At 54.4% G+C, this 25,924-nt stretch carries 21 protein-coding genes; 16 read left to right on the forward strand and 5 right to left on the reverse strand.

The features are described 5' to 3' along the window. Positions 1–67 precede the first annotated feature (67 nt). The 4 genes from rpoS (at position 68) to lpxL (ending at position 5,141) form a co-directional block, all read left to right on the forward strand. Complete coding sequence (gene rpoS / locus Q0931_RS01980; RefSeq protein WP_299256735.1) at positions 68–1,048, forward strand: RNA polymerase sigma factor RpoS; 981 nt, start codon at positions 68–70, stop codon at positions 1,046–1,048. Between the two features lie 297 nt (positions 1,049–1,345). After that, positions 1,346–2,905: a TolC family outer membrane protein gene (locus Q0931_RS01985; protein WP_299256737.1), complete on the forward strand. Its 1,560-nt coding sequence runs from the start codon at positions 1,346–1,348 to the stop codon at positions 2,903–2,905. A gap of 30 nt (positions 2,906–2,935) precedes the next feature. After that, positions 2,936–4,087, forward strand: a complete 1,152-nt coding sequence (gene alr / locus Q0931_RS01990) for an alanine racemase (RefSeq protein ID WP_299256739.1) — start codon at positions 2,936–2,938, stop codon at positions 4,085–4,087. Positions 4,088–4,214: 127 nt separating this feature from the next. Further along, entirely contained in the window at positions 4,215–5,141 is a 927-nt protein-coding gene (gene lpxL, locus Q0931_RS01995; RefSeq protein ID WP_299256741.1) for an LpxL/LpxP family Kdo(2)-lipid IV(A) lauroyl/palmitoleoyl acyltransferase, read from the forward strand. 135 nt (positions 5,142–5,276) lie between these two features. Here the strand turns inward: lpxL and ettA are convergent, their stop codons facing one another. From ettA to Q0931_RS02010, 3 genes are all read right to left on the reverse strand, one after another. Then, entirely contained in the window at positions 5,277–6,938 is a 1,662-nt protein-coding gene (gene ettA, locus Q0931_RS02000) for an energy-dependent translational throttle protein EttA (RefSeq protein ID WP_299256743.1), read from the reverse strand. Positions 6,939–7,141: 203 nt separating this feature from the next. Continuing rightward, positions 7,142–7,330, reverse strand: a complete 189-nt coding sequence (locus Q0931_RS02005; protein ID WP_299256745.1) for a PA3496 family putative envelope integrity protein — start codon at positions 7,328–7,330, stop codon at positions 7,142–7,144. Between the two features lie 177 nt (positions 7,331–7,507). After that, positions 7,508–7,945, reverse strand: a complete 438-nt coding sequence (locus tag Q0931_RS02010; protein WP_299256747.1) for a PAS domain-containing protein — start codon at positions 7,943–7,945, stop codon at positions 7,508–7,510. A gap of 260 nt (positions 7,946–8,205) precedes the next feature. On the opposite strand from Q0931_RS02010, the gene Q0931_RS02015 reads away from it, so the two are divergent. Continuing rightward, positions 8,206–8,490, forward strand: a complete 285-nt coding sequence (locus tag Q0931_RS02015) for a SelT/SelW/SelH family protein (protein WP_299256750.1) — start codon at positions 8,206–8,208, stop codon at positions 8,488–8,490. Between the two features lie 42 nt (positions 8,491–8,532). Here the strand turns inward: Q0931_RS02015 and Q0931_RS02020 are convergent, their stop codons facing one another. Beyond that, a complete protein-coding gene (locus tag Q0931_RS02020; protein WP_299256752.1) occupies positions 8,533–9,513 on the reverse strand; it encodes a zinc transporter ZntB in 981 nt (326 codons plus the stop codon). Between the two features lie 86 nt (positions 9,514–9,599). Then, entirely contained in the window at positions 9,600–10,241 is a 642-nt protein-coding gene (locus Q0931_RS02025) for an arylesterase (protein WP_299257245.1), read from the reverse strand. A 178-nt stretch (positions 10,242–10,419) separates the two neighbouring features. On the opposite strand from Q0931_RS02025, the gene Q0931_RS02030 reads away from it, so the two are divergent. The 11 genes from Q0931_RS02030 to Q0931_RS02080 all read left to right on the forward strand — a co-directional run bounded on the left by Q0931_RS02030 (position 10,420) and on the right by Q0931_RS02080 (position 25,919). After that, the gene (locus Q0931_RS02030) at positions 10,420–11,127 is read left to right on the forward strand and encodes an ABC transporter ATP-binding protein (protein ID WP_299257247.1); all 708 of its coding nucleotides are present in this window, start codon (positions 10,420–10,422) and stop codon (positions 11,125–11,127) included. After that, complete coding sequence (locus Q0931_RS02035; protein ID WP_299256754.1) at positions 11,124–13,703, forward strand: FtsX-like permease family protein; 2,580 nt, start codon at positions 11,124–11,126, stop codon at positions 13,701–13,703. The genes Q0931_RS02030 and Q0931_RS02035 overlap by 4 nt, the downstream gene beginning before the upstream one ends. A gap of 585 nt (positions 13,704–14,288) precedes the next feature. Further along, a complete protein-coding gene (locus Q0931_RS02040) occupies positions 14,289–15,242 on the forward strand; it encodes an ATP-grasp fold amidoligase family protein (RefSeq protein WP_299256756.1) in 954 nt (317 codons plus the stop codon). Positions 15,243–15,523: 281 nt separating this feature from the next. Continuing rightward, positions 15,524–16,786, forward strand: coding sequence for a serine hydroxymethyltransferase (gene glyA, locus Q0931_RS02045; RefSeq protein WP_299256758.1), 1,263 nt, complete (start codon positions 15,524–15,526; stop codon positions 16,784–16,786). Between the two features lie 810 nt (positions 16,787–17,596). Continuing rightward, positions 17,597–18,925, forward strand: coding sequence for an O-antigen ligase family protein (locus tag Q0931_RS02050; RefSeq protein WP_299256760.1), 1,329 nt, complete (start codon positions 17,597–17,599; stop codon positions 18,923–18,925). A gap of 74 nt (positions 18,926–18,999) precedes the next feature. Further along, positions 19,000–20,337 (forward strand): hypothetical protein, encoded by a 1,338-nt coding sequence (locus Q0931_RS02055; RefSeq protein WP_299256762.1) that lies wholly within the window; start codon positions 19,000–19,002, stop codon positions 20,335–20,337. Then, on the forward strand, positions 20,315–21,490 hold the full coding sequence (locus tag Q0931_RS02060; RefSeq protein ID WP_299256764.1) for an MATE family efflux transporter: 1,176 nt from the start codon (positions 20,315–20,317) through the stop codon (positions 21,488–21,490). The genes Q0931_RS02055 and Q0931_RS02060 overlap by 23 nt, the downstream gene beginning before the upstream one ends. 3 nt (positions 21,491–21,493) lie before the next feature. Next, on the forward strand, positions 21,494–22,555 hold the full coding sequence (locus Q0931_RS02065) for a glycosyltransferase (protein ID WP_299256766.1): 1,062 nt from the start codon (positions 21,494–21,496) through the stop codon (positions 22,553–22,555). Between the two features lie 151 nt (positions 22,556–22,706). After that, on the forward strand, positions 22,707–23,786 hold the full coding sequence (locus Q0931_RS02070; protein ID WP_299256768.1) for a glycosyltransferase family 4 protein: 1,080 nt from the start codon (positions 22,707–22,709) through the stop codon (positions 23,784–23,786). A gap of 31 nt (positions 23,787–23,817) precedes the next feature. After that, positions 23,818–24,942, forward strand: a complete 1,125-nt coding sequence (gene gmd, locus Q0931_RS02075) for a GDP-mannose 4,6-dehydratase (protein WP_299256770.1) — start codon at positions 23,818–23,820, stop codon at positions 24,940–24,942. Positions 24,943–24,944: 2 nt separating this feature from the next. Further along, entirely contained in the window at positions 24,945–25,919 is a 975-nt protein-coding gene (locus tag Q0931_RS02080; protein ID WP_299256772.1) for a GDP-L-fucose synthase, read from the forward strand. The last annotated feature ends 5 nt before the right edge of the window (positions 25,920–25,924 follow it).

Genomic DNA, 25,924 nt, shown 5'->3' on the forward strand with positions numbered 1-25,924 from the left:
ATGAGACCCGAAGGGTTGTCGATACGGTCGATGACACGGGGACCTCAAACGAAAAGGGGAAGTCGATATGAGCGTGGTTGAACAGGGATTGCACGACGACGTTGAAGTGGAAGAGAACGAAAAAGAGCTGACGCTCGATGATAATAATGACAAGGAAGTGGATAACGAAGACGCGTTCGAAAAAGCCCTGAACAGGGAAGAACGCCAGCAGCATCAAAGTCTTGATGCCACCCAGATTTATCTCAACGAGATTGGATTTTCCCCGCTTCTGACACCGGAAGAGGAAGTCCATTACGGCCGTCTGGCGCGCAAGGGTGACCCTGCCGGGCGCCAGCGCATGATCGAATCCAACCTGCGCCTGGTCGTCAAGATCGCACGGCGCTACCTCAATCGTGGTCTGACCCTGCTGGACCTGATCGAGGAAGGCAACCTGGGTCTGATTCGTGCGGTAGAGAAATTCGATCCCGAGCGCGGTTTTCGCTTCTCGACCTATGCCACCTGGTGGATTCGCCAGACCATCGAGCGGGCGCTGATGAATCAGACCCGGACCATTCGTTTGCCCATCCACGTGGTCAAGGAACTCAATGTCTACCTGCGCGCGTCGCGCGAGCTGACCCAGAAGCTCGACCATGAGCCCACGGCAGATGATATCGCCACGCATCTGGACCGTCCGGTAGAATCGGTCAAGCGGATGATGGGGCTTAACGAGCGTGTCTCTTCGGTCGACTATCCGGTCGGCAGCGAAAACGACAAGCCACTGCTGGATACGCTGGCCGATGAAAACGAGGCCGGGCCGGAGTCCGAGCTGGTCGATTTTGACGTCAAGGCGCATGTCGATGAGTGGCTTGGCGAGCTGACCGAAAAGCAGATGGAAGTGGTGGTGCGCCGCTTCGGGCTGCGCGGCCATGAAGCGGCCACACTTGAAGAAGTGGGTGAAGAAATTGGCCTGACGCGCGAGCGCGTTCGCCAGATCCAGGTGGAGGCGCTCAAGAAACTGCGTCGCATGCTGGAAAAGCAGGGTCTGTCTCTGGACGCCATCTTTGAGTAAGCCGCTTGTGGCCTGACACCGTCAGGCAAGCCATGAGCTGCCCCGGGCAGATGACCAAAAACGGCGCCAATCTGGCGCTGTTTTTTTAATAACTCCTCTGCCATGGCGAATCGGTAGGCATTCTCCGCCTTTAAACATTCAGGAATGTATGTAAAATCCTGCAATGTGCTAAGCTCGCCACCCCACAAGGTAGCTGCATTGTCATGACAGTGCGCTTGAGAGTGCCACAAGGTTGCCAGCCGGTCACAGAATACTGACCAGAGACGGCCATAACCGTTTTAGACAGGGAATCATTCGATGCGTAAGTTCAGAGTACTGCCACTGGTGCTTGCCGTCTCGCTCGCGGGCCAGGCCCAGGCGGCTGACCTGATGTCCATTGCACGCGATGCGCTGGTCAATAATGCCGATCTCGCCGCTTCAAGGTCCAGCTATAGCAGCGTGCAGGCCGGTGAGGACATCGAGCGTGGCGATCTGCTGCCTCAGGTCAGCGCTACCGGCAGCGTCACTCGCTACAACATTACCTCCTCCCAGAGCAGCACTCTCGCCGGGACAGGTACGAACAATGATACTGGCAGCGGTGGCGAACACTACACCGGTACCACGGTGCAGGTGCAGGCCACCCAGGCCCTGTTTGATGCCACCAACTGGTATCAGCTGGAAGCCTCGAAGCGCCAGACCGCTCAGGAAGCCCTGAACCTGCGCGTTGATCGCCAGCAGCTTCTCTACAACGTCGCTCAGGCCTATTTCGAGGTACTGCGGGCCAAGGAGCAGCTCGATACCCTGCGTGCCGAAGAGCAGGCCGTCTCACGGCAGCTTGAGCAGGTGCGCCAGCAGTTTGATGTCGGCATCGTGGCGGCGACCGATGTCTATGAAGCCCAGGCATCCTATGATCTGACCCGCTCGCAGCGCATCTCTCAGGAGAGCACTCTTCAGGTCAATTTCGAAGCGCTCGAGCAGCTGACCGGCAAGCAGTATTCCAGTATCGATGGTCTGGCCGATGACATGCCCATTGAGCGTCCGACGCCTGCCAGCCAGCAGGCATGGGTCGAAATGGCCTCCAGCCAGAATCTGGATCTGTTGGCCGCGCGTGCCGCCGTGGAGGTGGCGCGTGCCAATCTCGATACCTCGCGTGCCGGGCATCTGCCGACCCTGTCCGCCTTTGCCAACTATCAGTATGGCGATAGCAGCCAGGACAATCTGCGCGGGAACAACGAGCAGAATCAGATCGGGCTGGAAGCCACTCTCCCCATCTACACCGGGGGCTCGACCAGCGCCCAGGTACGCCAGAGCACCTTTTCGCTGGAGCAGACCCAGTATCAGCAGGAGTCGCAGCTACGCACGGCCGTCCAGCAGGTACGTTCCTACTACGCCCAGACGCTCAACAATGTCCTGAGCGTACAGGCACAGAAACGCTCCATCGAGTCCAATCGCAGCGCGCTGGAAGCCACCCGCAACGGCTATGAAGTCGGTACGCGTAATATTGTCGATGTCCTGCAGGCCCAGCAGAACCTCTTTACCGCGATCTCCAACTACGCCGATGCGCGTTACGATTACGTGCTCAACCTGTTGAGCCTGCGCCAGGAAGCCGGCATTCTGGATGTCGATACGCTGGAGGTGCTCAATGGCTGGCTGCGCGCCGACAAGGCGGTCCTGCTGAACTTTGGCTCGCAGGGGACAACGGGGCTTGGCATTGGCGATGATCAGCCTGACCCCGGCATGAATGGCCCCAGTCCGCTGGAAGGCAGTCAGGGGCGTACCGGACAGCGTCAGCTGCCACCGCCCAATCGTACCGCCCTGCCGGATGACAACGGTCTCAACGGTCTGGGGCGTGGCATGCCCGGCGATACCGGCTACTGATACCCATCCTTTTGCACGGGGTTTGACCACATGAGGCCGCTGACGGCGCATATTGATCTGGATGCGCTGCGTCACAACTACCTGCAGGCGCGCCAGTATGCGTTCGAGGCCCGCGCCATGGCCGTACTCAAGGCCAATGCCTACGGCCATGGCGCCACGGCCTGTGCTCGAGCGCTGCGTGATCTGGCACCGGCCATGGCGGTGGCCTGCCTGGAAGAGGGGCGGGCGCTGCGTGCCAGTGGCATTGAATGTCCCATCGTGCTGCTGGAAGGCTTTTTTGATGCCGGCGAGCTCGACGAAGTCATCACCGGCGGCTACTGGAGCGTGCTGCACACGCACTGGCAGGTGGATGCCCTGCTGGAGCGCCTTGAATGCTGGCCGCAGCATCGGATTACCGCGCTGGTCAAATGCGACAGCGGCATGCACCGGCTGGGGTTTGCGCCCGAAAGGGTCGGTGAGATCTGCCAGCGCCTGCGCTCGCACAAGGGAATCGAGCAGATACTACTGATGACCCATTTTGCGACCGCCGATGCCCCCGGTAGCCCGCTTTTGACCGCGCAGCTCGAGACGATCAATACCCTGCGTCGCCGGCTTGATCTGCCCGGCTGTTTTGCCAATTCCCCAGCCACCCTGGGCGTGCCGGCAGCCCGCCATGACTGGGTACGCCCCGGCGTCATGCTCTATGGCGTCAATCCGCTTGAGTCTCGACACACGCTGCATGACGAGGTTGATCAGGTACTTCGTCCTGTCATGACGCTGGAAAGCCGGATTATCGCCGTACGCGAACTGCCAACCGGTGAACCCATCGGCTATGGGGCGCGTCACGTCACTCGACGACCCACGCGGGTCGGCGTGGTAGCCTGCGGCTACGGCGATGGTTATGATCGTCATGCCAGAGAGGGCACCCCCGTACTGGTGGAGGGTCAGCGCGCGGCCATTGCCGGGCGCGTGTCCATGGACATGCTCACCGTGGACATCACCGAGCTGCCGGAAGCCGACATCGGGTCCCGCGTGACCCTGTGGGGGCGCGACACCAGCGGCGCCATACTCAGTGTCAGCGAGGTGGCGAGCTGGTGCGATACCATCGCCTACACGCTGCTGACCGGTATACTGCCGCGCGTCCCGCGTTGTTATCACGGTGGCGTCAGTGATCATTCGTCGGATACCGGCACTTCCTCCTGAACAGGCATTGCTCTTGATGACAAATGACTCAACGGCCAATATCTTGCGCCGCGATCCCTTAAAGTGTCTGCAGGGTGGTGTTCAAGCGCCATCGCGTCTGCCCGCAGGAAGTTACACAGGCTGATTGATGAGTAAACGCAAACGTCACGAATACCCCGAATCCTTTGCGCATCCGCGCTACTGGTCGACCTGGTGTGCGATCGGTCTGATGCGCGTGGGCGCTTTTCTGCCCTGGCGGCTCAAGCTGTGGGTCGGTACGGCCATCGGCGAGCTGGTGTGGCGCTTCGTCAAGCGTCGCCGCCATATCACCGAGACCAATCTGCGCCTGTGTTTCCCCGAGCTTGATGAGTGCGAGCTTGGAAAACTGGTGCGGCGAACCTTTCATGCCAACGGTATCGGTATTCTGGAAACCGCCACCGGCTGGTGTCGCGACCCGGAGCACCTGCGCCATCGGGTCAGCTTCAAGGGCACCGAGCATATGGAAGCCGCGAAGGCCCGCGGCAAGGGCGTATTGATCATTGGTATTCACTTCTCGACGCTGGATCTGGGCGGAGCGCTGCACTCGCTCTTTTTTGATGCCGACGTGGTGTATCGCCCGCACAATAACCCGCTGTTCGAGCGCTTCATGACCAAGGCGCGCCGCGGCATTTTCGGCGCCGCCATCGATCGGCATGATCTGCGTGGCGTGGTTCGGCGTATCAAGGGCGGTCATGCGGTCTGGTACTCGCCGGATCAGGATTTTGGTCGCGAAGCGAGCGTCTTCGCGCCGTTTTTCGGTATCGATGCCGCCTCGATCCGGTTGACCTCCAAGATTGCGCGCATGACCGGCGCCCCGGTCATGCCGCTGATGTTTCATCGCAACCCGGACAACCGGACCTATACGCTTGAGTACCTGCCGGCGCTGGAAAACTTCCCCAGCGGCGATGAGGTGGCCGATGCCGCCCAGGTCAACGCCTTTATCGAGATGGCCATTCGCAAGCACCCCGAGCAGTATCTCTGGCTGCATCGCCGCTTCAAGACCCGCCCGGAAGGGGAGGCGTCCTTCTACGACTAGCGTTGTCGTTGAGGCCGTGACAGAAGGGGCATGATGAAAGGGTCGTAAGGAAATGGGTGTAAGGAAAGGAATGTCATGAAAAAAGGGCCATCCCGACAGGGTGGCCCTTTTTGATGTACCGGATATCAAACCCGATCAGGCGTCGATACGCTTGTACTTCATGCGTTTGGGCGTGTCGCTGCCCACGCGCTTGTGGTAGTCCGCTTCATAGTCGGTGTAGTTGCCCTCGAAGAACTCGACGTGGGAGTCGCCTTCATAGGCCAGGATGTGGGTGGCCACACGGTCCAGGAACCAGCGGTCGTGGCTGATGACCATCGCACAGCCCGGGAAGGCCAGCAGGGCCTCTTCCAGCGCGCGCAGGGTCTCGATGTCCAGGTCGTTGGAGGGTTCATCGAGCAGCAGCACGTTGGCGCCCTGCTTGAGGGTCTGCGCCAGCTGCAGGCGACCACGCTCCCCGCCGGAGAGATCCTTCAGATACTTCTGCTGGTCGTTGCCCTTGAAGTTGAAGCGCCCGACATAGGCTCTCGAGGAGACCTCGTAGCCGTTGATGTTGAGCATGTCCTGGCCGCCGGAGACGGCTTCCCAGACGGTCTGGCGATCATCCATCGCATCGCGCAGCTGCTCGACGTAGGCGATATCGACGGTGTCGCCGACCACGACCTCGCCGCTGTCGGGCTGCTCCTGGCCGGTGATCATGCGAAACAGGGTCGACTTGCCCGCGCCGTTGCCGCCCACGATGCCCACGATCGCGCCCGGGGGTACGGACATCGACAGGTCCTCGATCAGCACCTTGTCGCCAAAGCGCTTGGTGACGTTGTGCAGCTCGATGACCTTGTCGCCCAGACGCGGTCCCGGCGGAATGTAGATCTCGTTGGTTTCGTTGCGCTTCTGGAAGTCGCCGGACTGCAGCTCATCAAAGCGATTGAGACGCGCCTTGCTCTTGGCCTGACGCCCCTTGGGATTCTGGCGAACCCACTCAAGCTCCTGCTTGATCGCCTTTTGGCGCGAGGCTTCCTGCTTGGCTTCCTGCTCAAGGCGCTTCTCCTTGGCTTCAAGCCAGGTGGAGTAGTTGCCTTCCCAGGGAATGCCGCGACCGCGGTCCAGCTCGAGAATCCAGCCAGCGGCGTTGTCCAGGAAATAGCGGTCGTGCGTCACGGCCACGACCGTGCCGCTGAACTCGGTCAGAAAGCGCTCCAGCCAGCCCACGGACTCGGCGTCCAGGTGGTTGGTCGGCTCATCGAGCAGCAGCATGTCGGGGCCTGACAGCAGCAGCCGGCACAGGGCGACACGGCGGCGCTCACCCCCCGAGAGATGCTCGACACGGGCATCCCATGGCGGCAGGCGCAGCGCCTCGGCGGCCACTTCCAGCTTGCGCTCGAGATTGTGGGCGTCGCTGGCCTCGATCATGTTCTCGAGGCGGGCCTGCTCGGCGGCCAGGGCGTCAAAATCGGCGTCCGGCTCGGCATAGGCGGCGTAGACGGCATCGAGTTTCGCCTGCGCCTCGGTAATCTCGGACAGGGCTTCCTCGACGGTTTCGCGAACCGTCTTGCTGTCATCGAGCTCCGGCTCCTGCGGCAGGTAACCCACGTTGAGATTGGGCATGGGTCGGGCTTCGCCGTGATAGTCCTGATCGACGCCCGCCATGATTCTCAGAAGGGAGGACTTGCCCGAACCGTTCAGCCCGAGAACGCCGATCTTGGCGCCGGGGAAAAACGACAGGGAAATATCCTTGAGGATGTCACGCTTGGGGGGCACGGTCTTGCCCACCCGATTCATGGTATAGACGTATTGCGCCATGGAGTGGATTCAGCCTCGTAGTCAATGGTGATAGGCAGGGTATCAGAGGCAGTCGTCTGCCAGTACCGTGATGATAGAGATCAGGGGCCATCACGGCCAGCGCAAAGCGGCAGGCAATACTGTCTTCACAGGATATTGTTCTTCAAAACGGAAAGGGCGCCGCGCGGGCGCCCTGCAAGAGGCAAAACGGGTCGACGGGCAGGCTATTCCTCCTCGTCCCATTCATCCCAGCCATCGATCAGATCACGCTCGAGTCGACGCTCTTCCAGCAGCGTTTCAACACGCCGGCGCGCGCAGATCTCGCCCTTTTTGGGACGTGCATTGGGTGTCCAGGTATCATCGTTGACGGCTTCAAGCTCATCGGGTGCTTCATCAAACAGCTCGGTACTCATGGTGGCTGCCCTCAGCTGCAAAAAAGGCTATATAGCGCCCTTTAAGACCTCAGGCAAGCGGTTTTTGTGTACTCGGGGCATCGACGATCAGCGATGGGATCAACGGGGAAGAAAGGCAGTCGAGCCCGCCGGTGGCGGGCTTCTGGTCAGGTCACTGACAGGGAGTAGCAAGATAGCTCAAGACATCTCTTCGACGCGGGCGCGCAGACGCTCAAGCTCCTGCTGTGATTCTACCAGGCTGGTCACATCCTTCTGGACCCCGATAAAGTACAGCAGCTGATCTTCTTCATCATGCACGGGCGTGATGGAAAGTTCGTTCCAGAACAGCGAGCTGTCCTTTTTATAGTTGCGAATGATTTCACGACAGGCCTGGCCTTCCTTGAGGGCATCACGAATGCGGTCAAGACCGGGCTGCTGGTTATCGCCATTTTGCAAAAAGCGGCAGTCGCGATAGAGAATCTCATCAGCGCTGTAGCCTGTCAGCCCTTCGAACCCGCTGTTGACGTAGATCAGGATATTTTCGTTGCCTTCCTGTTCCGCCACGACAATGCCGTCTCCCGAGGCATTGACGACTCGTTCGAGCAGCTCGGGGCTGATCATCCGCGGTGTTTGCATGATCGATGCTTCCTCAAATGAAAATGCTGCCCTGACATGCAGGTAGCCGTTTTTCGGTCATGAAAGATAGGCTTGCATGATATGAAGTCCAGCGGATGCGATGCCAGCATAATGAGTAGTAAAAACGCATTGCCCCCATGCCTTCATTAAATTATCTAATGGGTGGCCGGTTTTTTAAGTACCTCTGTTGCATGATGTAACCTCATGGTCCTGACCGGAAAGCCGGTATCGGCCCGGCGCCTCTTCTCAAGGAGTTGTTCATGAAAGTCACCATCCATTACTGCACCCAGTGTCAGTGGCTGCTGCGCGCCGGATGGTACGCGCAGGAGCTGTTGTCCACCTTTGGCGAGAGTCTCGAACAGGTCGCGCTGGCCCCCGGCCATGGCGGCCATTTCGAGATCGTGATTACCTCGGGAGAGCAGGGCACAGCCGAAGTGCTCTGGGAGCGCAAGCGCGACGGCGGTTTTCCCGACATCAAGGAGCTCAAGCGGCGCGTGCGCGACCGGCTCGATCCCGAGCGCGATCTGGGCCATATCGATCGCTGAGCCGATCAGGCGCCACCGCTCAGGGGACTGCCACCAAAAGGACTACCACCAGCGCCATTTTTTCAAAAGGCCCATGACACCGGCGCCGACCAGCATCGACAGCACCACGACCACGGCAAAGCCGGCCGGACTGTCGGCGCCGGGAATACCGCCAACGTTGATGCCCAAAAGGCCGGTCAAAAAGGTCAGAGGCAGGAACACGGCCGTAATGATGGACAGCAGGTACATGCGCTCGTTGAGCCGCTCGTTATGCGAGTTCCAGATCTGCTCCTGCAGAATCAGGGCGCGCTCCTGCATGGCGCGAAAGTCCTCGACATAGCGAAAGAGCTGGTTGGCGGCCTCCCGCAGCCACAGTCGCGCGGTCTCATCGAAGATCTTGTCCTCGGCCAGGCGCGTCAGACAGTGGTACTGAGGTTCCATGAAACGGCGCAGCGTGATCAGGGGCTGGCGGATATCGGTCAGATCCTCGTTGGTAATGGCAGCGGCTTCCCTGAGGGTCTGACGCTCTTCCAGCTCGCCCAGGGCATCATCAAGCTGATGGGTCAGGTCGCCGACGCGGTCGACCAGCGTATCGGCCATGCCGGCCATCAGTTCGCCCACATTGCGAGCGCCTTCGCCGGCGTCAAGATAGGCGCGTACCCGCGTAATCGACTGCAGCGGTCGCCGGCGCACGGTGATCAATCGATTCTCGGTCAGCCAGACCCGCAGCGAAATCAGATCATCCGGATCAGCGCCCGGGTTCAGGTTAATCCCCCGCAGGGTGGTGATCCTTCCGCCCTTGAACACTGCCACGCGCGGGCGGGTATCTTCTTCCGTCAGCGCCTCGATGATGTCGTCATCAAGCTCGGCGATGGTGCCGAGAAAGTGGTCGACATCCTTGTGGGTAAAGTCCAGATGCATCCAGAGCTGTGCCTCGTCGTGGTGCCAGGCACGAGAGAGTGCCTCCGGATCCAGCGGCGTACCGCTGCCCTGGCCATCCAGACGATAGGCCACCACAAAGGAGGAAGGAGAAGCAGAGGACATGTCAGGGGTTCCACCGTGCGTCGAAGAAAAGGGATATGGCGGCCGGGCCGCCGTGTTTGAATCCGTACCGGTTATTGAATCAGTACTTAAGGGCGGCTGGCCTGCTTGGTATCGCCTGGCGATGCTTCATCGAGCATCGATGCCACGGTCGGCCAGATATTATCGAGCATGAGGGGCTGACCCTTCGCGTTGGGATGAATGCGATCGTCCTGCATCAGCTCATCGTTGAGCGCCACGCCATCAAGGATAAAGGGCACCAGCGGCACATCGTAACGCCCGGCAAGCGTTGGGAAAACGTTGGCAAAGGCCTTCGTGTAGGTCTGTCCATAGTTGGGGGGAATCAGAATGCCCAGCAGGGCAACGCGAGCGCCACTGGCCTGGCTCTTCTCGATCATTTGCGCCAGGTTGTCCTGCATGCGCTCGGGTGGCAGTCCCTGTAGGCCATCATTGCCCCCCAGTTCCAGCAGCACGATATCGGGATGGTGTGTCTCGAGTGCCTCCGGCAGCCGCTCAAGGCCGGCCGCCGTCGTGTCACCGCTGATACTGGCGTTGATCACCGTATGCTGTCCCGGGGCCTCGGCTTCCAGCCGGTTTTGCAGCAGATTGACCCAGCCCTCGTCACGATCGATACCGCGGGCGGCACTGAGACTGTCGCCGACCACCAGCAGCGTTTCGGCATGAACCGGCTGCAGCGCCGCTGTCAGCACAACCGCCAGCATCATCAGCATGCGCCGGGCACGCGAGCCCGCGCGGCGTGAAACATTCATCCAATTCAGGTAGCGCAAGATGTCGACTCCAGAAACCAGAAAACAGGACGTTGAGCACCCCGGTCAGGATGATAGCCAGCGGGATGAACAGGAGGGTCATGCACGAAGCGCACGCCCACAGGATAGAACAACGATCCTGATGGCGCGCCAGCTTGAAAAGACCGTCGGCAGCGGATCAAGCGCCATCACCATCCTCAAGGCGCTGGATCTGGAGATCCACGCCGGTGAAAGCGTGGCGATCGTGGGCAGCTCGGGGTCGGGAAAATCCACGCTGCTGGCCTTGCTGGCCGGGCTGGATACGCTCACTCACGGCGAGCTTGCCCTGTTTGGCGAGCCGCTGTCCTCGCTGGATGAAGACGGCCGCGCGCGTCTGCGGGCCGGGCAGGTCGGATTCGTGTTTCAGAACTTTCAGCTGCTGCCGACGCTGACGGCGCTGGAAAACGTGCTGCTGCCGCTGGAGTTGAGTGAGAGCAGCGTCGATGCCCGTCAGGCACAGCAGTGGCTGGCGCGGGTGGGGCTTGAGGCACGCGTGCAACATCTGCCCAAACAGCTCTCGGGTGGGGAGCAGCAGCGGGTCGCGATTGCCCGCGCCTTTGTCACCCGTCCGGCGCTGGTATTTGCCGATGAGCCGACCGGCAATCTTGATCGTGCCACGGGCGACCGAATAGCGGATCTGCTCTTTACGCTCAACCGTGAATCCGGCACGACCCTGGTGCTGGTCACCCATGATCCACAGCTGGCGGCGCGCTGTGATCGTACCCTGATCCTTGATGAAGGGCGGTTGCACGCGCATGGCGATAGCACTGCTGCATCACACCATGAACCTGACGGAGTCGATCACCGATGACTGCCCGCTCGACCCCTGATGCGAGACCCTCGACACGCCACCCATCATCCGGGGTTGCCCATACACTGCAGCTGGGGTGGGCGGGGCTCAGGCGTGACCTGCGCGCCGCGGATGTCCGCGCGCTCTTTCTGGCACTGGTGCTGGCGGTGGCAGCCACCACCATGATCGGCTTTTTTTTGGATCGCATCGGCAGCGCGCTGGAGCGTCAATCCGGCCAGCTGCTGGGGGGTGATCTGGTCCTGGTGCAGGGCAACCCATTCGATACGCAGGTGCTTGATACGCTGGAAGACGCCGGGATGACCACGGCGCGACAGGTCAATACGGTCTCGATGGCCGGGTTTGATGACCGTTTTCAGCTGGCAAGCCTCAAGGGCGTGGCACCGGCCTACCCGCTGTACGGCAGCTTTCAGGTCGACTTTGGCGATGGGGCCGAGACCACCACCCAATTGCCCGAGCGACACACTATCTGGGTCGAGCCGCGGCTGGGCACGGCGCTCGGCCTGACGCTGGGAGATTCCATCACGCTGGGAGACGAGCCGTTTCGGGTCAGCGGCTGGATACTGGAGGAGCCGGATCATGATGTGGGCCTTGCCAGCTTCAACCCGCGCATCATGATCAATCTGCCTGATCTCGAGCGTTCGGGACTCATTGCGCCCGGCGCTCGCCTGACCTGGCGGCTGCTGGCGGCCGGCCCACCGGAGGCCGTACGTTCGCTGGATGACCAGCTCGAGACCTGGCAGGACCGCGGCATTCGCGTGATCGATGTGCGCAAGGACAGCCCGCGCATCGGTCGGGCGCTGGAACGCTCCCAGCAGTATCTGAGCCTTTCGGGGCTGGCGGCCGTATTGCTGGCAGGGGTCGCGGTGGCCATGGCTACTCGTCGCTACGTTGAGCGCCATCTGGATACGGCGGCCCTGATGCGCTGCTTCGGCGCCAGTCAGCGACAGCTTTCACGCATCTTTGCCGCGCAACTGGCCATGCTGGCCCTGACCGCTGCTGCGGCAGGCGCCGTGCTGGGGCTGATCGGCCAGTGGGCGCTATTGAGCCTGCTGGTGCAGTTTCTGCCGCTGGAGCTGCCGCCACCGGGGCCGCTGCCATTACTGCTGGGCATGCTCACGGCCGTGGCCATTCTGATTGGATTTGCCGGGCCGACGCTGTTGCGCCTCAAACAGGTCAGCGCTCTCAAGGTGCTGCGTCGGGAGCTGGCGCCGCTGCCGGCGTCCGGCTGGGTGGTCATCATTTGTGCCAGCCTCATGTTCGGTGCGTTGCTGTGGCTCTACAGCGGCGATCTCGTGCTGTCAGCCGGACTGTTGATCGGCGGGCTGGTAACGCTGGTCGTGCTGTGGGGGGTGGCGCAGGTGATGCTGTCGCTGCTGCTGCGCGGGGCCGCGCTGTTGCCACGGCACTGGCGCCAGGGCAGTCGACAGCTGGCACGGCGGCGACAGTCCAGCATCGGCCAGATTCTGGCCTTTGCCGTTACCTTCGCCCTGATGGCGCTGATCGCGCTGGTGCGAACCGACCTGATCGATGACTGGCAGTCGAAGTTGCCCGACGATGCCCCCAATCAGTTTGCGATCAACATTCAGCCCAGCCAGCGAGACGGCTTTATCAGCGCGCTGGATGAGATTACCGATAGCCGCTCGGAGGTCTATCCGATCGTGCGCGGGCGACTGGTCGAGATCAACGGCGTGACCGCGCGGGATGCGGTCCCGGAAAAGGCCCGTCACGATGGTAACCTGCGTCGCGAGATCAATCTGACCTGGGCGGCCACCATGCCCGACAACAATACGCTCACTGAAGGAGCATGGTTTTCGGACGAAGACGCGCGAGAGAAGCAGGCAGCGACGCGCGAGGCGCCGGTGGGCGTGTCAGTGGCAAAAAGCATGGCGGAGGATCTTTCCCTCGGGATCGGTGACCGGCTGACCTTCGATATTGGCGGGCGTGAAATTACCGCAGAGATTACCAGCCTGCGCAATGTCGACTGGGAGTCGTTTCAGCCCAACTTTTTCGTGATTTTCCCGCCCGGGCCGCTGGAGCGCTTCAGCCACAGTTTCATTACCGCCTTTCACCTGCCGCTGGATGAGCAGCAGGCACTGGGGCCGCTGGTGCAGCAATATCCTTCGGTCTCGCTGCTGGATATCGACGCCATCCTGCAGCAGGTGCGTGACCTGCTGCGTCAGGTCTCCCGAGCCGTGGAACTGGTGCTGCTGTTCGTCCTGCTGGCCGGTGTGGCCGTGCTGTATGCCGCGCTGACGGCGTCCCGACCGGCACGTAGCCATGAATGGGCGCTGCTCAGGGTGTTTGGTGCCGGCGATCGCCGGCTGGTGCGTACGCAGCTGGCGGAGTTTGGCTGGCTCGGCTTTTGCAGCGGTCTGCTCGGGGCCATGCTGGCGGAAGGCGTCAGCGCGCTGCTGTATGGCGTCTGGCTGGATCTCGACGTGCGCGTGCACCCGAGTGTATGGCTTTTGATGCCGCTGGGCGGGGCGCTTTTGATCGGCGGTATCGGCTATCTGCTCAGTACGCCGCTGCGGCGTCAGGCACCGATGGAGAGCCTGCGGTTGCTGGGAGAAGGGTAGGCAAGATCCTTTCGGAAGCCAGCGTCATTCAATGAAATGTCCGGTCAGAGATGGCCGGACATTTTAGCATTTAAAAGAGGGATGACGACAATTAAAGAGGGGTAACGACAAGGGGAAAGATGAACCTGTGGCGCTATCGCTTTATGCAGAGGAAAGAACGGCATTTAATGATTTATTGGTCATTAATTGTGATTGCTGGCCACCCTTATAAAAGCTTAATCCTTTTAAATAGAGACAATTAAAAGGAGGAGTTTAATGCCGCCAGGCTGTATCAGCCCTGCATCTTTTGTGAAAGATTAATATGTAGCAAAAATTCAACGCGCACTACTTTAGTGCGGAAATGCCCTCTTTTGGTGCTGAAAGCCCGCTTCTGCACAGTCGGTCCCGCCGCGCCTCTATACATTCTCCCCGTTCTGCACGCCTTTCTCATAACATCGTCGCTTTTCCAATCAACAGGGCTCGGAGAAGCCGTTGAATACCGACTGGCGATTGTAGATCGGTGAACAAGGGTGGAGGTGACAACCTGCCATGACTCATGAGCGGGTTTTCGCCATTGGTGTCAATACCATCAAGGGGCATGAACACATGAGAAAGCTGCGAAGCTTGATCTATCGGTTATTCAAGAAATCACCGGATATCATCTATTTTAACCTGACTTACCTGCGCCTTCATGGCCGCTTTTGTAATTTCAGATCGCCGAAAAGCGTCAGTGAAAAGATCTTTCATCGGATGCGTTATCCGCATCCCAGCTTTTCGACCCTGGCCGATAAAGTCGCGGTGCGCAGCTATATCAGTGAGCGCGCCGGCGCACAGTATCTGGTGCCCTTTATCGGTATTTATGACACGATTACCGAACGGGAACTGAGCCGGATTCAGGAGCCGTTTGTCATCAAGGCCAACCACAGTGCCGGCCAGGTGGCCGTGGTGAAAAAGCCCTGGCATACGGACATGTTTGCGCTGGCCTGTGAAGCCAACCAGTGGCTGCATTATGACTACGCAGGCCTGCATCGTGAGAAGCATTACCGCGCCATCAAACCGCAGCTGGTGATCGAAAAGGCGCTGCTCATTGATGGAGAAGTCCCGGCGGATTACAAGGTGCTGGTGCTGAACAACGGTGATGAGCAGGAAATCTATATTCAGCTGATTGCCGGGCGCTTTACTGATATTCGCTGTCAGTTCTTTACCGAAGACTGGCAGATTGCGCCGTTCAATCGCCGTGGCTACAAGCCCCTGCAGGGGGAAGAACTCAAGGCCCCAGCGTGTCTTGATGAAATGATTCAGGTCGCAAAGGCGCTCTCCGAACCTTTCGGCTTTTGCCGAGTGGACTTCTTCGTGGTGGGCGAGCGCTGCTATGTGGGAGAGCTGACCTTTACGCCCGTGGCCGGGGAGTTCGTGCTTGACCCGGTCAGCGCTGATATCGAGCTTGGGCGCAAAATCGGCTTCCCGGAAAACATTGATTTAACCAGGCCGGCCGAAAGCGCCATCAGGGTGCCTGCGCCGACGGCTACCGCAGTTGTGCCCGAAAGCGAACCGGCGTAACCCCGGGGCACTCGATGTTGAAAACGGGGCACTCGATGTTGAAAAACGGCAGCCCGTGGGCTGCCGTTTTTGTATGGCGGATATTATCGCGCAACATGAATCGCCCGGCGGTTACCGATTCTTGATGTCCATTTTTCTGGATGTCGCTCACGCATTCGAGATGGCCGCGTTTCAAGTGAAAGGCCCAAAAGCGTTGTGTATCATGACAGCCAACGTCTTTCCCCCACGCGCCTGTCCAGCCCGTCCGGTGCGTTTTCAACCTTCTGGTATCGAGGAAGTTCATGTTCACACGCGATATGACCATTGCCGGCTATGACGACGTACTCTGGCAGGCCATGCAGCAGGAAAACGGCCGTCAGGAAGATCACATCGAGCTGATCGCCTCGGAAAACTACACCAGCCCGCGCGTGCTGATCGCTCAGGGTTCGCAGCTGACCAACAAGTACGCTGAAGGCTATCCCGGCAAGCGCTACTACGGCGGCTGCGAGTTTGTTGACAAGGTCGAGGAACTGGCCATTTCCCGCGCCTGTGAACTGTTTGGCTGTGATTACGCCAACGTGCAGCCGCATGCCGGTTCTCAGGCCAACAGTGCCGTGTTTCAGGCACTGGTCAAGCCGGGTGACACCGTTCTGGGCATGAGCCTGGATGCCGGTGGTCACCTGACCCACGGTGCCAAACCCAACTTCTCCGGCAAGCACTACAACGCCGTACAGTACGGGCTCAACGACCAGGGCCTGATCGACTACGACGAAGTCGCGCGTCTGGCTCGTGAGCACCAGCCGAAAATGATCATCGCCGGTTTCTCGGCCTATTCACAGATCATCGACTGGGCGCGGTTCCGTGAGATTGCCGATGAGGTGGGCGCGTGGTTCTTCGTCGACATGGCCCACATTGCCGGTCTGGTCGCGGCAGGTGTGTACCCCAGCCCGCTCAAGCATGCTCATGTCGTCACCACGACGACCCACAAGACCCTGCGTGGCCCGCGTAGCGGCCTGATTCTCTCTGCCGCGGGCGATGCCGATCTCTACAAGAAGCTCAACTCCGCCGTGTTCCCGGGCGGACAGGGTGGCCCGTTGATGCATGCCATCGCTGCCAAGGCTGTCTGCTTCAAGGAAGCGCTGGAACCCGAGTTCAAGACCTATCAGCAACAGGTCGTCAAGAACGCTAAAGTCATGGCCGGTGTCTTCATGGAGCGCGGCTTTGACGTGGTCTCCGGTGGTACGGAAGATCACCTGTTCCTGCTCTCGCTGGTCAAGCAGGGCCTGACCGGCAAGGACGCGGACGCCGCTCTGGGTCGTGCCCACATCACGGTGAACAAGAACGCTGTACCGGGCGATCCGCAAAGCCCGTTCGTGACTTCCGGCCTGCGTATCGGCACCCCCGCTGTCACCACCCGCGGCTTCAAGGAAGACGAATGTCGCGAGCTGGCCGGCTGGATCTGCGATATCCTCGATGCCATGCAAAAGGGTGACAGCGCAGGTGCTGAAGAAGAAGTGAAGGGCAAGGTCGCCAAAGTCTGCGAAAGGCTGCCGGTCTATTCGTAAGTAAAGCTGTTTTGATTATGGCCGTGCTCATTTGGGCACGGCCTTTTCTTTACGTCTGTCTGACCGCCTGCCAGAACCATTTCAGAAGGCAACACGACCTTTTTTAACCCTGCCTCGGTAACGCTTGAGCCGCAGCCGATGGTGGATATCTGGTTGACGATATAGCTCAGCATGCAAGCGCTGATCACCGTTATGCTCCATCCGGCAATGGGCCTCCAGAAGGGTGTCATCCAGCCTGCATACACCTGACGGCATCTTTCTCTACCCCGGACCTTTGCTTCATGCAGGGTCTTTTTTCGAAAGCATGTTTAGACCCCTTCGTCGCTACTTCTGATTTTTTGCGTAAATCAGGTTCTGGCACCTCTAATGAGTAGTGTTTACCGAGAGACGTAGCTCCCAAAAGCTGTGGCTATGGGTACCATGCGTGATCTGTCTGTACCAGGCCAGCCCGGGAAGTACTTCAAACCATGGGTGCGCAGCGTGTGAACGGGGTGCCCAATATGGTGGGCATGGCAATTTTGGATCCTGCATCAGGGTGCACGAAGTATTTATCGTCATGAGCGAGCAGGGATCTCCTGGCTTGCTACAGGGCAAAACCAATTCCTTGAGGTTGCCAGACGCGGTTGCTTTGATTTTTTCGAATTAATAATGGATCTTCTTTATAATGCCGCGCGCTTAATTACTGTGCACTTTGATCTGTCATCCATATTTGCCTGAACAGTACTGACCCAACACCGTTACCCAGCTGTATGCCCGTGACCTGGAGCAGGCAGTATTTCCATAAGAGCTTTGAAACCAATGAAATTAGATATGACGACCTTTTGGCAAAAGCCTGCTCCATGGCACTGTCCTGCCTGGTTATGGTGGTCGGGAGTCATCGGCCTTGTTTTCTATGCAACCTTCCAGGTGCTTTGGCAGGATGTTGGCAAAATTGGAGAGTCTCTAACCGCCTTTCTAGGGCTGGTTGTCGTACTGCGCTATGGCCATGGCCTGCGTAACTCTACCGCTTTCTGGTTGTTGCTGGCGGCCCTGGTCGTACAGGTCATCTCCTGGGGGTTGGGTTACCTCCACCATCCCCAATGGGTGCCCGGCGACCCAAAACCTGATCGTCTTGCCAAACTGTTCATTTTTATCGGTGTGGCCTGGTGGCTGGGTGGCAGCACTCGCAATACGCTGGTGATCTGGTCGCTGGCACTTGTGGCTTTCATTATTGCCACCTTTGTTCATGGAGGCATCGATGACTGGATACAGGGGCTGCAGGGCACGCGTGTGGGGTTTGGTATCCGCAACAACCAGCATGCCTCCATGCTCTATGGCGTGGCACTGCTGGGCATTGTGATATTTGGCCGGCGCTTCGTGCATCCGGGAAGATTGATCATCTGGCGTCTCGTGCTCTGGCTGGCATTGCTACTACTGTGCTTAACGGCGCTGATGATTGGTCAGACTAGAGCAGTATGGGGAGGCGTAACCCTTGCGTTGCTTATCGCTGCTATTGGGTGGGGCGGCTGGAAAGTGTCACATTCCGGCGGTAAAGCCATCATCAAGCCGTTGATGATCGGCTTGATGGCCCTCGTTATCGTTGGTGCCATTGCTTCTGCCGTTTTCGGTAAAACGCTGCTGCAAAGGGCGACAGCTGAACACCAGGTGATCGAGCAGGTACTGGAAGGCAATCTTGATAGTGTTCCCTACAGCAGCGTTGGCATTCGAATCCACTCTTGGGTAGCGGCGAGCCAATGGATCAGTGAGCGTCCCCTGGTCGGGTGGGGTCCGGATGCGCGAGGACTGGTCATTGACCACACGCCCTGGTTGCCGGCCATGGTCAAGGATAACTTCGGCCATCTGCATAATTTCTTTATCGAGATATGGGTGGCCTATGGTCTGCTGGGTGTTGCACTGATTGCGGCGCTGGCCTTCTGGGTTGGGCGCTGTGCCTGGCTGGCATGGCGGGGCGGCATACTACCTGGCGATATGGCATTGTTTGCCGGATCATTCTTTATCTACTGGATGCTGGTCAACCAGGTCGAGTCCTATCTGTCATTCTGGACCGGTGTGTATGTGCACAATCTTGTCATTGGTGGGCTTGTCACGCATTACTGGCGCTGGAAACTGAGCTCTTTTCGCTCTCAGGCATATAAATGAACACTTTTAATATGCGAATAAATCTATGTTTACACTTTGGGTGTGCGAACTTAAAATTTTTCAAGGATTGATAGATGGAAATAACCATAAACACTATAGCTTTATTATCTTATATGTTTTATGCATACAGCTTGCTTAGATGTAAAGAAATAAGCTTGAACATGACGACAGGGGTTTTCTTATGTATTAGTCTTTTTTATGGTCCGCACACTGTAATGTTTGAACAGTTTTATCGTGAATCAAGCTTAAGTGTGTTAGATGAAAAAGTGGGGATGCATTATGCAGCATTAATGATTTTAACGTACATCGTTTTTGGGGCTGTTAATTTTTCCACAAACCATAAACTACTTACAGTTGGTAGCTGGCAAGGAGCGTTTAAAAAAAAATCAGGTGGTGGGATAGCTAACTTAATTGTTTTAATAGTAAGCGCTCTTTTCATAGCGATAAGTATTTTGCTTCAATCTGGCTGGACGATAACCGCTGAGCATCTCAAATACCTCATCGGTTTATCAGATTACTCTTATAATGAAATAAGAAGAGAATTATATGATGGGTCTGTTTGGGGAAAATATGCGGCGCAAATAAGGTTTAGCATTATCCCTATCCTGTATGGATACATGCTGACCCTGTCGATGTTAGAGAAAAGTAGATATAGAGTGTTTTACATTTTGATAGCCATAAGCTTGCCCATTATAACGTCAATTCAATTGAACAAGTTTTTCTATATATACTATTTGTTTTTAACAGCGTCAATACTGTATATGTGTTTGAGTAAAAAAAGCCTTGTGTTCAATGTTAGTATTAAAAATTTAAAATTTTACGCTGGATCATTTTTTGTTTTTGGTGTTGTCATAATTATGCTGTATTTAATGCAATACAGTTCAGCGTTGAGTGGCGGTTCTTTGTCTTTGGCACAAATGATTGATACTATTATTTACAGAGCTTTTTTTGCAAGTGCCGATGCACTTAGGTTGTGGATCGATTATTTTTATTATCAATACCATCCTGCAGGGCTGCAGTCAGTTGGAAAAGTTTGTGAATTATTTTTTGACGAATGCGTTAACGTTAATACGTTGATCCCCTATCATTATGCTGAAGCTATTAATACATCAATGCAAAGTGGCTTTTTAGGTAGTATTTATTCAGTTTGGGGCGTCTTTTCTGGCCCTTTGATAATTACCTTTGTTGCTTTAATGACAGTTGCTAATAATTTTCTCCTTTCAAAGGTTAATTATAGTTTGCTAGGTCTGGTTGCTGCTCCAGTGATGTTTATGTCTGCCTATTTTATAACTACATCAGAGTTAAATACGGCGATATTGTCAGGTGGGGGAGTTTTTAATGCGGTGTGCATATATATACTACATTTATTTATAAACAAAGAAAAAAGCGATGAAATTGATAGTATTAGCTAAACGTTTTTCTTGGGCTCTTTTAGGAAGAGTTTTTGGTGCTGTGGTTCAAGCATTAATGCTACTGTTGTATGCGAGGTGGTCAACTGTTGAAGAGTTTGGGACTACTATCTCATTAATGACAATATCTGTAGTTGCTTATGTTATAACGGATGTTGGGTTTTCACCATTTACAATTGTCGCATACGCAAAAAATGAAAATAAAAAAGTAGAATCCATATTTTGCTATGAGAAATGGGTGTTAATATTAACGGTTGTTGTTCTTGAAATAGTTTTTTTTACTGTTGGTCATCTTATGATGATGCTAATACCAATTTGGGCAGCTTTTGAAAAAAGAGCAGATTTGTGGTTGTGCTTAGCGCAAGCAGAAGGGGATAATAAAAAAATCTCTTATGAGATAATAAAAAGAAGGATGTTGTCATTGGTTGTTTATATTTCGTTAGTGGGGATGAGTATAAATAATATCTACGCTTTTACGGGGGCACTGTTGGCAGGAGGGGTATATTCATTGTGGTCGGTTTCAAAAAACAATGAAGTTTTTTTAAAAAGTAATGACGTTTCAGCGATATGTGTTTTAAAAGAGTCAGTGTTTTATTATATTAATTCAATAGCTGCACAAATGAGGAATTTAGATGTTCCTTTGGTGAACCTTTTTGGTGGAAATGTTCAGGGGGGGATGTTTGCGATAGTTAACAGGATTATATCGCCTATGACAATGGTTGCAACTTCTGTAAGCATGGTCATCATGCCAGCCATAACAAAAAAAGAAATAAAAGGAGAGAAGGTGGTAAGTCTTCTTTTTTTAACAATAGTGTTGTCTAGTATACCAATAGTTGTGCTCTATTTTTTTGCGCCGTATATTACATTGGTTGTAGGAAGTAAATATCAACATGCTGTTAAGCTTATTGAGCTAACTTGTTTGGGGCTCTTTTTTTATAGCGCTGCCAATATGTTTATTTCAGTACTTCAAGGAATGAGTAAAGCTAAAGTGACAGCAAGAGTTAATATAGCCTCAAGCTGCTTGTATATAATATTAATCCCCATGGTTGCGTTGAAATTCGGTGCCATAGGAAGTGTGTGGCTTTTAAATGCCTATTTCTTTATTTTGTTTTTAGGAAACGGTCTATTTGTTTTTCGTGAGATTGGAAAGGATTAGCATATGACTAAGCAGCGGCTATTGATAATACAACCAGCTATACCTCTATATAGAGTGCCTTTTTTTGAGCGTTTAAGAGAAAGCACTGTATTTAAAATAATCGCCTCCAACATGGATGAGAACGATGTTGTGAGCCGAACTGATAATACCAGTTTTGAGAGCGTCATATTAGATGATGTAAAAAAAATAAAAGGAGTTGTTTTTCAAAGAGGGGTCCTGAAATATATTCTTCAACTTCAAAGAGGAGATGTATTGGTTATAAATGGGAATCCTAGATATATTGTTAATGTGCTAGCTGCGATGCTAGTAAAGTTAAAGGGTGTGAAAATAATATGGTGGGGGCAAGTATGGTCTGCGAATACAACCAACAATAGTTTTAGAGTAAAAAGATGGGTTATGAGATTTTTTAACGCAGTTTTGGTTTATAATGACCAAGAAGCCAGTCTCTTAAAAAAATATTTAGGAGATAAAGTGTTTTCTATAAATAACGGAATTAATAATAAAGATATTTCTATTCTTAGAAAAGAATATGATGTTTCAGCTAGGGCAGGGAATGTATTGTATATAGGGAGGCTAACTGAAAAATCAAATTTTAGTTTTTTAATCGAAGCTCTAGACAGGGTAAGCAATATCACTTTACATGTAATAGGCAATTCTACAAACAGAGAAGATATTTATAAGCCCGATAGCAACGTGAAAGTGATTTTTCATGGAGAGCTTAATGATGAAAATAAAATATCAAATGTTGCTAATAAGTGTCTCTTCTTTATATACCCAGGGGCTGTAGGGCTTAGCTTGCTCCACGCTTTTAATTATGGGTTACCAGCTTTGATACATAACAAAAAGCATAAACATATGCCCGAAGCTAATTTGTTCGAAGAAAGAGTTAACGGGGTAAGTTTTCAATGTGATGATATAAGCGATTTGGCTAGTAAGATAATGTCATTAAATAATCATGAGTACGATTTGGGGAGAATGTCTATTAACGCAATTTCGGCATGTGAGAATGATTATAATACTGAGGCTATGGTTGGCCGGTTTTTGGGTGCGATCAACAGCGTATAATATAAAGCCAACAATTGGCTTTTTCTATTCAGGTGACGCTAGACTTACAAGAGTTTTTCATCGAGTACTTTTGTGACATGATTTATGTTGTGCATATCATTGCATTAGCAATTAAGTCGATGCGGTGCAGACAAATTAAGGGCTATTAGTTATGAAATATGATGTGATAATGGTAGGTCCTTTTCCTCCGCCCGTACATGGTATGGCCTCCATAAATTTATGCGTTTACAATGATTTGACTCAGAAAGGAAAGCAGGTCAAATGTTTAAACACCTCTGCGAGGGATTTGAAGAGAAACTATTTTTCAAGGCTGGCAAGGTTGCCAAGAGTAATTGCTACTTTTTTTCTTTTCATAATCAATGTCGGGCAGTGTAAGAACCTTTATTCAAGCGTTTCTGGTGGAAAAGGACAGGTTTATGAGGTTTTATTTATAGCTGTAGCCCGGGCTTTTAAAAAGAGAATCTATTTGCATCATCATACTTTTTCATATCTCGATAACTATAGCCGGCTCACGATGCTTATGACCAAGGTGGCTGGTCCGGAAGCAAGGCATATTGTCTTGTCCGAAGAAATGGCTCAAAAAATGAGAGATAAGTATGGTGCAAAAAGAGTAATAGCCGTTTCAAACAGTGCCTTTCTTGTCAACAATGAAAGTGCCACCATCAAAAAAGAGCCCAATAGTGACTTAATGTCAATTGGCTTTATGAGCAATATTGCCAAGGAAAAAGGTATTTTTGAGTTTCTGGATTTTTTTATCGAAGCCAATAAAAAAGGATTGCCTATAAAAGGGGAGATCGCTGGCCCCTTTCAGGATGATGAGGTTAAAAGCGTAGTTCTTGAGAGGCTGAAGAAGCTTCCTAACGTTGAGTATTTGGGGCCAAGGTATGGTGCGGAAAAGGAGCTTTTTTATAATGGAATTGATGTTCTTCTATTTCCGACTATTTATGCGAATGAAGCCGAGCCATTGACGATTCATGAGGCGATGAGTCATGGACTTCCGGTTATCGCTTATGGTCGAGGCGCCATACCCGAAATACTTGGTAAAGAAAGCGGTGTTGTCATTGATGTCCATCAGCCGTTTGTTAGCATTGCGTTGACACATATAGAAGAGTGGACAAAAACCCCTGTTCTTTTTAACAGGTTGTCTTGCAATGCTAGAGACACTTTTGGCAGATGCAGAAGTAGCAATATATCGATTTGGAATGAAATTAGTTCGCAGGATTTTGCTTAAACCTTATCTATGATTGCAGGCTGAAAATAGTATGGCTATGAAAAAAGCGTTGATAACCGGTGTGACAGGACAGGACGGTTCCTATCTGGCCGAATTTCTTCTGGAAAAAGGCTATGAGGTCCATGGCATCAAGCGTCGTGCGTCTTCGTTCAATACACAACGAGTGGATCACATCTATCAAGATCCCCATGTCGAACATCAGAATTTTATTCTTCACTATGGTGATCTGACCGACTCTTCCAATCTCACCCGCATTCTTCAGCAGGTGCAGCCGGATGAGGTTTATAACCTGGGGGCACAGTCGCATGTGGCCGTCAGCTTCGAGTCGCCTGAGTACACTGCCGATGTCGATGCCATGGGCACGTTGCGTCTTCTCGAGGCGATACGACTGCTTGGGCTGGAAAAGAAAACGCGATTTTATCAGGCCTCTACTTCCGAGCTGTACGGCTTGGTTCAGGAAACCCCGCAAAAGGAAACAACGCCTTTTCATCCGCGCTCTCCCTATGCCGTGGCAAAACTCTACGCGTACTGGATCACGGTCAACTATCGGGAAGCCTACGGTATGTATGCCTGCAATGGCATACTCTTTAATCACGAATCTCCGCGCCGGGGGGAAACCTTTGTAACGCGAAAGATCACTCGTGGGCTGGCCAATATTTCTCAGGGGCTGGAGCAATGCCTCTATATGGGCAATATGGATGCGCTTCGTGACTGGGGCCATGCAAAGGACTACGTGCGCATGCAGTGGATGATGCTGCAGCAGGAACAGCCTGAAGACTTCGTGATTGCAACGGGCAAGCAGATTTCCGTCCGTGATTTTATTGCCATGAGCGCGAAAAACCTCGGCATTACCCTGCGTTTTGAGGGAAGCGGTGTCGAGGAAGTGGGTATCGTTGAAGCGGTGGATGCGGAGTTGGCCCCGGGGCTTGAGTGTGGCAGTACCGTTGTGCGCGTTGATCCCCGTTATTTCCGTCCTGCCGAAGTGGAAACCCTTTTGGGTGATCCGGCGTACGCCAAAGCCAGGCTGGGTTGGGAACCTGAAATAAGTGTCGAGAGCATGTGCGCCGAAATGGTTCAGGAAGACCTGAAGGTCGCACAGCGCCATGCCCTGCTCAAGGAGTTTGGACACACGGTCACGATATCGGTGGAGAATTGATCATGCCGGAAAATCTGGATCGACCTGTATTCGTCGCAGGCCATCGCGGGATGGTCGGCGCGGCTATCGTTCGCCGTCTGCAGGCACTGGGCTATAGCAACATTCTGACGGCGAGCCGCAGGGAGCTGGATTTGCTGGACCAGCGAGCGGTGCTGGATTTTTTTGAAACCCATAAGATCGCAGAAGTGTATCTGGCGGCGGCTAAAGTGGGCGGGATTCATGCGAACAATACTTATCCTGCAGATTTCATTCATGAAAATCTGGTGATCGAAACCAACCTGATTCATGCCGCGAATCAAGGCAATGTACAGAAGCTTCTTTTTCTCGGTTCTTCCTGCATTTATCCAAAGCAGGCCGAACAGCCCATGCGTGAGAGTGCGCTATTGACCGGGCCGCTGGAGCCGACCAACGAACCCTATGCACTTGCAAAGATTGCCGGGATAAAGCTGTGTGAAAGCTTTAATCGGCAATATGGGCGCGATTATCGCAGTGTCATGCCCACCAATCTTTATGGCCCGTTTGACAACTTTCACCCGGAAAACTCTCATGTTGTTCCTGCCCTGATACGCCGCATTCATGAGGCCAAACAGCTCGGGTCTGAACAGGTCACTATCTGGGGCAGCGGCAAACCGATGCGTGAGTTCCTGCATGTCGATGATATGGCTGATGCCTGTATCCACGTCATGCAACTCGATCAAGAGGTTTACGCTGAAGCGACGGAGCCGATGCTTTCACATATCAATGTCGGTACGGGGGTTGATTGCAGCATCAGAGAACTGGCTGAAACGCTCAAAGAGGTTATCGGCTTCCAGGGGGAGCTGGTCTTTGATACCAGCAAACCTGATGGCACGTCTCGAAAACTGCTTGATGTTTCCCGGCTCAATGCACTGGGATGGAGTGCAGGGATCGGTCTGCATGAAGGGTTGCAGAATGCCTATCAGTGGTATTTGGAAAACATGGATCATGCAAGAACATAAAAATG

The sequence above is a fragment of the uncultured Kushneria sp. genome (assembly GCF_947497025.1).
Taxonomy (GTDB): Bacteria; Pseudomonadota; Gammaproteobacteria; order Pseudomonadales; family Halomonadaceae; genus Kushneria.